This is a genomic window from Corynebacterium sp. UMB0012 (assembly GCF_030216265.1).
In the GTDB taxonomy this organism is placed as follows: Bacteria; Actinomycetota; Actinomycetes; order Mycobacteriales; family Mycobacteriaceae; genus Corynebacterium.
In genome coordinates this window covers 19707-28712 of record NZ_JASOKQ010000026.1, presented here as the reverse complement: position 1 = coordinate 28712, position 9006 = coordinate 19707, and the positions used below count along the sequence as shown (strand labels likewise).

Annotated in this window: 6 protein-coding genes; all 6 read right to left on the bottom strand. The window is 57.6% G+C overall.

Going from position 1 to position 9006, the window contains the following annotated elements:
- Positions 1-1034 precede the first annotated feature (1034 nt).
- The 6 genes from QP324_RS10530 to kdpF are packed head-to-tail and all read right to left on the bottom strand — an operon-like array spanning position 1035 to position 8784.
- Positions 1035-1748, bottom strand: a complete 714-nt coding sequence (locus QP324_RS10530) for a response regulator (protein WP_284816007.1) — start codon at positions 1746-1748, stop codon at positions 1035-1037.
- Positions 1741-4335, bottom strand: coding sequence for an ATP-binding protein (locus QP324_RS10525; RefSeq protein WP_284816006.1), 2595 nt, complete (start codon positions 4333-4335; stop codon positions 1741-1743). The genes QP324_RS10530 and QP324_RS10525 overlap by 8 nt, the downstream gene beginning before the upstream one ends.
- A 12-nt stretch (positions 4336-4347) precedes the next feature.
- The gene (locus QP324_RS10520) at positions 4348-4899 is read right to left on the bottom strand and encodes a potassium-transporting ATPase subunit C (protein ID WP_005326343.1); all 552 of its coding nucleotides are present in this window, start codon (positions 4897-4899) and stop codon (positions 4348-4350) included.
- A 17-nt stretch (positions 4900-4916) separates the two neighbouring features.
- Complete coding sequence (kdpB, locus tag QP324_RS10515; protein ID WP_040425531.1) at positions 4917-6980, bottom strand: potassium-transporting ATPase subunit KdpB; 2064 nt, start codon at positions 6978-6980, stop codon at positions 4917-4919.
- Complete coding sequence (gene kdpA / locus QP324_RS10510) at positions 6977-8692, bottom strand: potassium-transporting ATPase subunit KdpA (RefSeq protein WP_284816005.1); 1716 nt, start codon at positions 8690-8692, stop codon at positions 6977-6979. The genes kdpB and kdpA overlap by 4 nt, the downstream gene beginning before the upstream one ends.
- Positions 8689-8784, bottom strand: a complete 96-nt coding sequence (gene kdpF / locus QP324_RS10505) for a K(+)-transporting ATPase subunit F (protein WP_005328272.1) — start codon at positions 8782-8784, stop codon at positions 8689-8691. The genes kdpA and kdpF overlap by 4 nt, the downstream gene beginning before the upstream one ends.
- Positions 8785-9006: the final 222 nt, after the last annotated feature.

The window sequence follows — 9006 nt, the reverse complement described above, 5'->3', positions numbered from 1 at the left end:
GGCATGGTGGTAGATTACCTTTCTTCCCAACCCAACCGGGCTGGATATCAGGTGTCTACCAAACAGGGGTCAGGTCCCGGAGGCGACGAGCACTTAAGCCCACGGGCTTTGGACTGGCGATAACCACGCGAGGTGATAAACCCACCAGCCCGGTTAATCTTCAACTCCGGTGCAGATGAACTCGACAGAGAAATGATTCCGGTATTTATCGATGAACCGGATCATTTCTTAACGTTTGGGGCCTGGTCGTGAGGCGAAAAAGCTGACGCAGCCTTCAGCAACTCGTTGGTATCTCGAAGCTCTTGATTTTCGCGGCGTAGCCTGGCATTTTCGGTAGCCAAATCTTCAGGAACAGGTTCTGGGATGTTTCCCGCACGACGAGCAGGCTTAAGTCCATAGACGAGCCGTGTGCCATGAAACCCCCAACTTTGAAGCTACTGCCTAGCACGCGGGATGCATCGACATGCTTTCCGCCAAGATGCGGTCCTCCACGAGACGGACCACACGGTCCTTTGCATCCTGGTCAAATTTTCTTGGCATGTTCCAGATTTTCCCATCTACTCAAACGGAACAAAACCTGGGACACTTCAGAGTTCTATTTTTAGATACCAAGCTTTCAACCCCAGACGTCTCTAATTCATAACTTTCAACGTTGGAACAATGAATCGAGCCAAGCTTATGAAAGTAGAGAGCCTTTTCCTTTTTCTAACGGTGCGTACAACGTAGCTTGATTTAATAGACCCTTCTACCCAAAAATATGCTCGAAGGTTCTTTGGTCAGGAAAGCATGACAGACACCGTCACCCCTTTCAGGGAAAAGCAACTAATCTGCAGCACCAGAAATGATTTAGGGAACGAACAATAGCTGGTGACCAGTTGAAATGTTTAGTTCTCACGCGCTTGCAGTTGGTTAAATGCGCAGGGCACACCGAAGCCCTCGACGCATACGCGTTATGGATACCAACTCGCACCCCTCCACTGCACAGAAGTGCCACTGCAAGAGCATTTCCCTGCAGAAAATGGCGTCAGCTACTCCTAGACTCCTGGGGAGGTAACAAAGCGGTATCCCAATCCGGGTTCAGTAAGCAGATATTGGGGGTTAGATGGATCGGTTTCCAGTTTGCGGCGCAGCTGCGAGGTATAGATGCGCAGGTAGTGGCTTTGCCCTTCGAAACCCGGACCCCAAATCTCTGCGAGGAGGTCTTCTTTGCGCACCAAACCGCCGTGGGCACGCAGCAGCGTCGTAAGCACGCCCCACTCAGTGGGGGTCAGGTGAAGGGGCTTTCCTGCCTTGGTGATGGAGTGTCGAGGGACGTCGATAAGCACATCACCCGCCCGCACCATCGTGGCTTCCCGCTGAGCAGATGGCTGCTGGGGACTGCCATGCCGCAAAGCCACGCGCACGCGGGCCAAGAGCTCTTCCATAGAAAAGGGTTTGGTCACATAATCATCAGCACCGCGATCTAGGGCCGAGGCACTAAATAGGGGATCGGACCGGGCCGTAAGAATCAGAACGGGAATTGCTGACCACCCTCGAATCCCATCGAGGACCTCCCGCCCATCCATATCCGGCAGACCCATATCCAAAATCACCACATCGGGCTGATGCTGGGAGACCACCTGCAGACCCTCCGCCCCGGTGCTGGCTGAATACACCTCATACCCACGCGCTTTAAAATTAATGCTCAAGGTGGTGAGCAAACGCGGATCATCATCCACAATGACTATCGTGGCCTTTTTATCAGTCATGGCTTTTCTCCTCCCGAAGCGGGAAACTCAGGATAAAGGTCGCTCCTGGAGTGGCCTCTACGGTGATAGTACCGTCCATGGCCTCCACAAATCCGCGTACAACGGAGAGGCCTAAACCCACCCCGTTGTCATTGCTGGTATCGCCCAAGCGCTGAAAAGCTTGGAAAAGCTCCTCCTGCTTTTCTGGTGAAATTCCCGGCCCTTCATCGCTCACACTCAGCTCCACGCGCTCATCTATAACCTGCGCATCAACGTTGACTGGTCCGCTCGGCGCATAACGCAAAGCGTTATCGAATAGGTTCGCCAGCACGCGTTCCAGCAAAACGCTATCCGCGCAACAGGTGCGGCCACGGAGTCCAGAACCAATATGAATGCGACCAAGTTGGTCCTTGCTATGTCCAAAGGCACAGGAAGCAATAGCCCGATTGGCTACCTCGTATAACTCCACAGTATCCCGGCGTGCAGTTACCGCTCCTGCACTCAAGCGCGAGTGATCCAATAAGTTGGTCACGAGCAGCGTGAGTTGATCGATGCTAGCTGCGGTTTCCGCCAGCAGTATTTCTTGATCCTCTGGACTGAATTCGATTTCGGAATTCCGCAAAGAGGACACAGCCAGCTTGGCCGTTGCTAGGGGCGTGCGCAGATCGTGGCTCACGCTCGATAGCAGCGCACGACGCAATTCATCAGCGGCAGCAATGGCATCGGCACGTGCGGCTTCAGCCGAAAGCTTGTCGCGGCGCACGATGCCGGCTAAATAGCCTGCCACAACCGCCACCAAAGCACGGTCGCGGGCGGATAACGCTGGGCCTTCCATCACAATCTGGACCGTAGTGTCCTCGCTGGAGACCAACGTTTCTACCTCACGTTTATGAGTCTTTGCGGGGATATGCAGGTGTCTACTTTGCCGGGGCGAGGCCGCCGAAGCGTGCCAGGTAGAGAGTATGTCCCCGGAGGCGTCAAGAAGCACAGCCTTATGGCAGCCGAAAGTCTCTCCTACCTTGCGAAGCACTGCGTCGATGGGAGATACGTCCGCACGGCGGTTGAGGGCTGCGCGGGAAAAGACCGTCAAGAGCTCAGCATCGCGCGTGGCAATGGCCGCATTATGGTGCTCTATTTTGGTGCGCCGCACTTGTAAGCCCACGGCCAGGGCAATGGCTACCATGACCACGAGGATGACAGCGTTAGCTGGCTCAGCAATATCGAACGTGTACAGGGGCTCGGTAAAGAACCAATTGACCGCCAAGCCCGAGGCAAACGCAATAATTACCGCCGGCCACAGGCCAGCGAGCATGCTCACGAGGAGGATCAGCGCAAAGTAAAAAGCAGAACACGTGCCTGTTCCCAATACCGAGCCGTCGATGCCTTGCAACAGTGCGGTCAAGGCGATGAAAGCGACAGCCGCGCCCACCCAAGACACCGCCCGGCGCGGAAGGGAATGCAATGGTCGCAGCAGTGGTGAAAGAGGCGAGGGCTTATCGGACGGAAGATTAACAATGTGACAATCAATCTTGCCTGAATCCCGCAACACGGCCTCAGCAACGGTGCCGCGCCAGTGCAGGCCTAAGCGACGCCGTGGTGAAACCCCCAGGACCAACTGGGTGGCGTTGACGCTGCGGGCAAAATTAAGCAGCGCTTCTGGCACCGAGTCACCGGTGACCTGATGCAAACGGGCACCCACGTCCTGAGCCAAGGATTGTAGTTTGGACAGTTGTTGAGCGGAACCTGCAACAGAAGATTCACCGGAAGAAAAGGAGTCCCCAAAAATTACGTGGACGACATGTAGCTCGGCTGAGGATTTGGATGCGATGCGGCGCCCGCGGCGAATGAGCAGTTCTGCATGCGCGACGTTCTGAATGGCCACGACCACCCGCTCCCGCGCCTCCCAGGTATCGGTAATGTCCTGCTCAGAACGGTAGGACGCGAGAGCCTCATCAACCTGGTCCGCCAACCACAACAGGGCAAGCTCCCGCAGTGCAGTCAGATTGCCCACCCTAAAATAATTATTCAACGCTGGGGCAATGCGCGCTTCTTTATAGATTTGGCCATCACTCAAGCGGGTGCGCAAGAGCTGCGGGGATACATCCACCAACTCGATCTCATTCGCCGCACGCACCACCTCGTCTGGCACCGTCTCCTGCGGGGAAATACCGGTGATCTGCTTTATTACGTCATTGAGGCTTTCAAGGTGCTGGATGTTCAGGGTAGAAATCACATCGATTCCTGCGGCTAGGAGTTCCTCTACGTCTTCCCAGCGCTTAGCGTGTTCCTCACCGCGCGGATTGGAATGGGCAAATTCATCGACCAGAACGGTTTCCGGCTGGCGCGAGATGATGGCTGCAGTATCGAGTTCTCCGGTAGATAGCCCGGCGGCGTAGCGCCGCGGGATGGTCTCAAGGCCATCACACAGCGCCCGAGTGAATTCGCGCCCATGATCTTCCACGATGCCAATGACCACATCGCGGCCGGCCAGCACAAGGCCGTGCGCCTCGTTGAGCATTGCACAGGTCTTACCAGACCCAGGCGCCGCGCCGAGGTAGATCTTCAAAGCGCCACGCTTGGTGCGCGCCGGAACTTTCTTGTCGTTCATATGGCACTCATCTTATGAGCAGGACGGTGGAATGGGCAGTGCTCGGTTGAGAGTAGTGACGTTGACTGCGTCTTCGCCCAGGAACCCGAGGCTGGCATGCTCTGTGTTGTCTTCGATGAGGCTTCGCACTTCTTCGGTGCTCATCCCCTGCTCTCGTGCGACACGCGGAGCCTGTAGTTCAGCGTACGCAGGGCTAATGCCAGAGTCGACACCAGAGCCGGAACCGGTTACCGCATCGGTGGGAACATCTTCTGGAGCGGCGCCTTCGCGCTTGGCGATGTCCCCGCGCCGCTCCTGCACGGCTTTTTCTAGCTCGGAGCTACTAGCGCCGTAATTGCTCATGCCTTCGGCACGGGGGAAGAAGTACGGGCCTTCGGTCTGGCCATCTTGCAGCTGGGTCGAGCCAGCTAGGCACTCACCTTGGTAAATGAGGTTGCCCTCGGCGGAGTCCGGCTTGATGCGGGAGATTCCCCACACGGCAGCGGGATAAATCATTCCCAGTGCGATAACGCACAATAGTACGGCTACGAATCCAGCGGCGAGGTTACGAAAATAGACACGCATTTTTGGTCCTTCTTTTTCTACATACCTGGAAGCAGGTTGACTACCTGGTCAATGAGCCAGATGCCTAGGAATGGGGTGATCACGCCGCCCAGGCCCCAGATGCCCAGGTTACGGCGGAGCAGGGACGAAGCAGAGGCCGGCTTATAGGCCACGCCCTTGAGCGCCAATGGAATAAGAGCAACGATGATGAGCGCATTGAATACCACTGCAGACACAATGGCGGATTGCGGCGAGTGCAGGTGCATCACGTTGAGGCGCTCGAGGTGCGGAAGCTGGGTAGAAAACAGGGCCGGCAAGATGGCGAAGTACTTCGCTAAGTCATTGGCCAAAGAGAAAGTGGTAAGCGCCCCACGGGTGATGAGCAACTGCTTGCCAATGCGCACGACATCGATAAGCTTGGTCGGATCAGAATCCAAGTCCACCATATTGGCGGCTTCCTTCGCTGCAGAGGTACCAGTATTCATGGCCACACCCACGTCCGCCTGCGCCAGCGCCGGCGCATCATTAGTACCGTCACCGGTCATAGCGACCATGCGGCCGTGCGCCTGCTCCTCGCGGATCCTGGCCAGCTTGTCTTCTGGGGTGGCCTCCGCGATGTAATCGTCGACGCCTGCCTCTTGAGCAATGGCCGCTGCCGTCAACGGGTTATCGCCGGTCACCATGATGGTTTTGATGCCCATCTGGCGCAGTTCGGCGAAGCGCTCCGCCATGCCCGGCTTGACGACGTCACTGAGCTGCACCACCGCAATAACCCTGCGGGTGCCGTCGGATTCTTCCACAGCAACGGGCAGCGGGGTTCCACCACCTTCAGCAATCTGGGTCACGGAGTCTTCAATTTCTTGCGGCCAGTGGCCACCCGCCTCGGTTACCCACCGGCGTACAGCATCGCCGGCGCCTTTACGCAGCTTTCGGCCTCTGAGGTCAAGCCCAGACATGCGGGTAGAAGCGCTAAATGGAATGACCTCAGCGGTCTTTTCTTCCTCTCCTGCTGCGGTAGAAAGGTGGTAGTTTTCAGTCAACCACGACACGATGGAGCGCCCCTCCGGGGTCTCATCGGCAACCGAAGCAACGCGGGCTATCTCCGCAGCTTCCTGCTCATCGACACCGCGCGCAACGATAAGCCCGGTGGCCTGCCGGTTGCCATAGGTGATGGTGCCGGTTTTATCCATGAGTAGGGTCGCTACGTCGCCCGCCGCCTCTACCGCGCGTCCGGACGTAGCCAGAACATTGTGGTGCACTAGCCGGTTCATTCCCGCGATTCCCACCGCCGACAGCAGGGCAGCGATGGTGGTTGGGATGAGGCAGACCAACAGGGCCACCAGCGAGAGCGGGGAGAGCTCCGCGCCGGTAAACAACCCCATTGGGGCCAGTGCGGTAACCGCAATGAGGAAGAGAATAGTCAGGGTAGACAGGAGGATGCTCAGCGCGATCTCATTCGGGGTCTTGCGGCGCTCCGCTCCCTCCACCAAGGCAATCATCGTATCGACGAAGGTAGATCCCGGCTCCGAGGTGATCTGTACCAGGATGGAATCAGACAAGACCACGGTACCGCCGGTCACAGCACAGCGATCGCCACCGGCCTCGCGAACCACGGGAGCAGACTCGCCGGTAATGGCAGATTCATCGACGGTTGCCGCGCCTTCAATGACGTCGCCGTCACCCGGGATCGTCTCTCCGGCCTCCACGCGCACGATAGCGCCCTTGGTGAGCTCAGAAGCGGCGATGACCTCGATGCCGCCATCGGTAACCAGGTTAGCGGTGGCGTCATCACGCACGGCGCGCAAGCTATCCGCTTGGGCTTTACCGCGGCCTTCGGCATATGCCTCAGCAAACGCCGCGAACGCAATGGTAAACCACAACCATACGGTTACCACCCAGCCATAAACGCTGGGGCTAAAGATGGACCACAGGGTAGTCAGCGCGGCGCCTACCCACACCACGAACATGACGGGGTTGCGGGCTTGGGCGAGTGGGGACATCTTGTGCGGCAACGACTTTAACGCTGCCGCAGCCAACCCACTGTTTTTGGTGGCAGGGCGCTGAGGAGTGCGTTGCTCAGTGGTCATAGTTGGTGTTGTCATGAGAGTGCCTCCGAAATGGGACCCAAGGTAAGAACGGGGAAGAAGGTAAGGGCGGCGACCAACACAATGACGCCGATGGTAAGCAGCGCGAAGGTCACGCCGGACGTCGGCAAGCTGCCGGCGGTAGTGGCCTGCCGGCGTTGACCGGCTAGGCTGCCCGCCAAGTACAGGGTGAAAACGATGGGGAGGAATCGGCCCAGCAGCATGGCGATACCGAGGGTGACTTGCCACCAGGGCTCGGTTACCGTCAGGCCCGCGAAGGCCGAGCCGTTATTATACGACGCCGAGGTAAAGGCATAGAGCACCTCGGAGAGACCGTGCGCGTTATCCGGGGTTCCCGGCGCGCCGAAGTTGGTCGCGGAAAGCTCCACCAGCTTGCGCTGAGCCACCGATGCCCCCACGCCTACCAGGACGAGGACCGGCATGGTGAGGATGTACAGGCTCACCGCGGAGATTTCCTTGCGGCCGACCTTATTGCCCATGAACTCCGGTGTGCGCCCCACGAGCAGGCCGCCGATAAAGACGGCGAGGATTGCCACCATCAGCAGACCGTAGAGGCCAGTGCCCACGCCGCCCGGTGCAATTTCGCCCAGGAGCATATTGAGGATCAACAAGCCGCCACCCAATGGTGAATAGCTATCGTGCATCGAATCGACCGCACCGGTAGAAGTGCCCGTGGTAGACACCGCAAAGAGTGCGGAAGCGTCAATACCTAGGCGCTGTTCGATGCCCTCCAAGTTGCCGCCCGCGGCTTGGGCTGCCGCACCGGTGGTAGTGTGCTGCGCCCATACCACCAAAGCAACCATTACGGTCCAAATGCCGCCGATGACGCCAAGCAGGGTCCATGCATGCTTTTGGGATTTCAGCATTACTCCGTAGGCACGGATAAAGCAGAAAGAGATAACCAGCAAAGAAAAGATTTCTACCAGGTTGGTAAAACCAGTGGGGTTCTCAAAAGGGTGCGCCGAGTTGGCACCGAAGATGCCACCACCATTGGTTCCCAGCAATTTAATTGCTTCCTGGCTAGCCACCGGAGCGCGCGGAATATCCACGCCCGCGGAGCTCACCAGGTTGGACCCGAAGGTTTGCATGGTTCCGCCCAAGATGAGGACGAAGGAAATCAATAGAGAAAGCGGCAAAAGAATGCGCACCAAACCGCGGGTGAGGTCAACCCAGAAATTTCCGATGAGGTGCTGCCCACTCTCAGAGCCCAGCTTGTCTCGGCTATATCCCAAGTGACCGATACCGCGAATGAGCGCAACCGCCACACACATGCCGACAGCCGCGGAGGCGAAGTTCTGGACGGTCAGGCCAAGCATCTGCGCACCATTGCTCAGGGTTTCTTCGCCCGAATAGGACTGCCAGTTGGTATTGGACACGAATGACGCCGCGGTATTAAACGCCATCCACGGTTCCACCGCTGCGGAGCGGGAATTGCCAAAGCTAGGCAAAACGGTTTGTAGGCGCTGCACCGCGTAAAGAACGAGTACGGATGCCAAGCTGAAACCAAGCAATGCACGGCTGTAATTCTTGCTGTTATGCCCGCGGTTTGGGTCAACGCGCAGGACCTTATACACCGCACGCTCTATCGCCCAGTCCTTGTCAGAGGTGTAGCTGCGTGCGATCCAATTGCCCAAAGGAACATATGCCGCCGCGAGCAAGACGACGAGGGCGAGGAACTGCGGTAACACCGCCCCAATGCCGGCGATCATGCGAAACGCTCCGGATCAACTAAGGAAATGATGAGGTAGGTCACCAAGGCCACAACAATGACGAGGCCAATGACCGCTGTAATGGTGTTCATGGTTATGCATCACCGTCCAGAAGCTCGTTGAGGACGGAGGGACAGCCAACCGTCAGGATGGCTATCAGGATTGCCACGATGTCTAACATGTGGGAAACCCCCTTGTGCGAGTGAAACTTTCCTGTGCCTGACAGATATGCCTGCCAGGTGCCGGTACCAAGGCAGCACCTGCTACGCACAAACGTTAGGACCACACCCCCGCTGCCCTAGGCAATCTTTGCG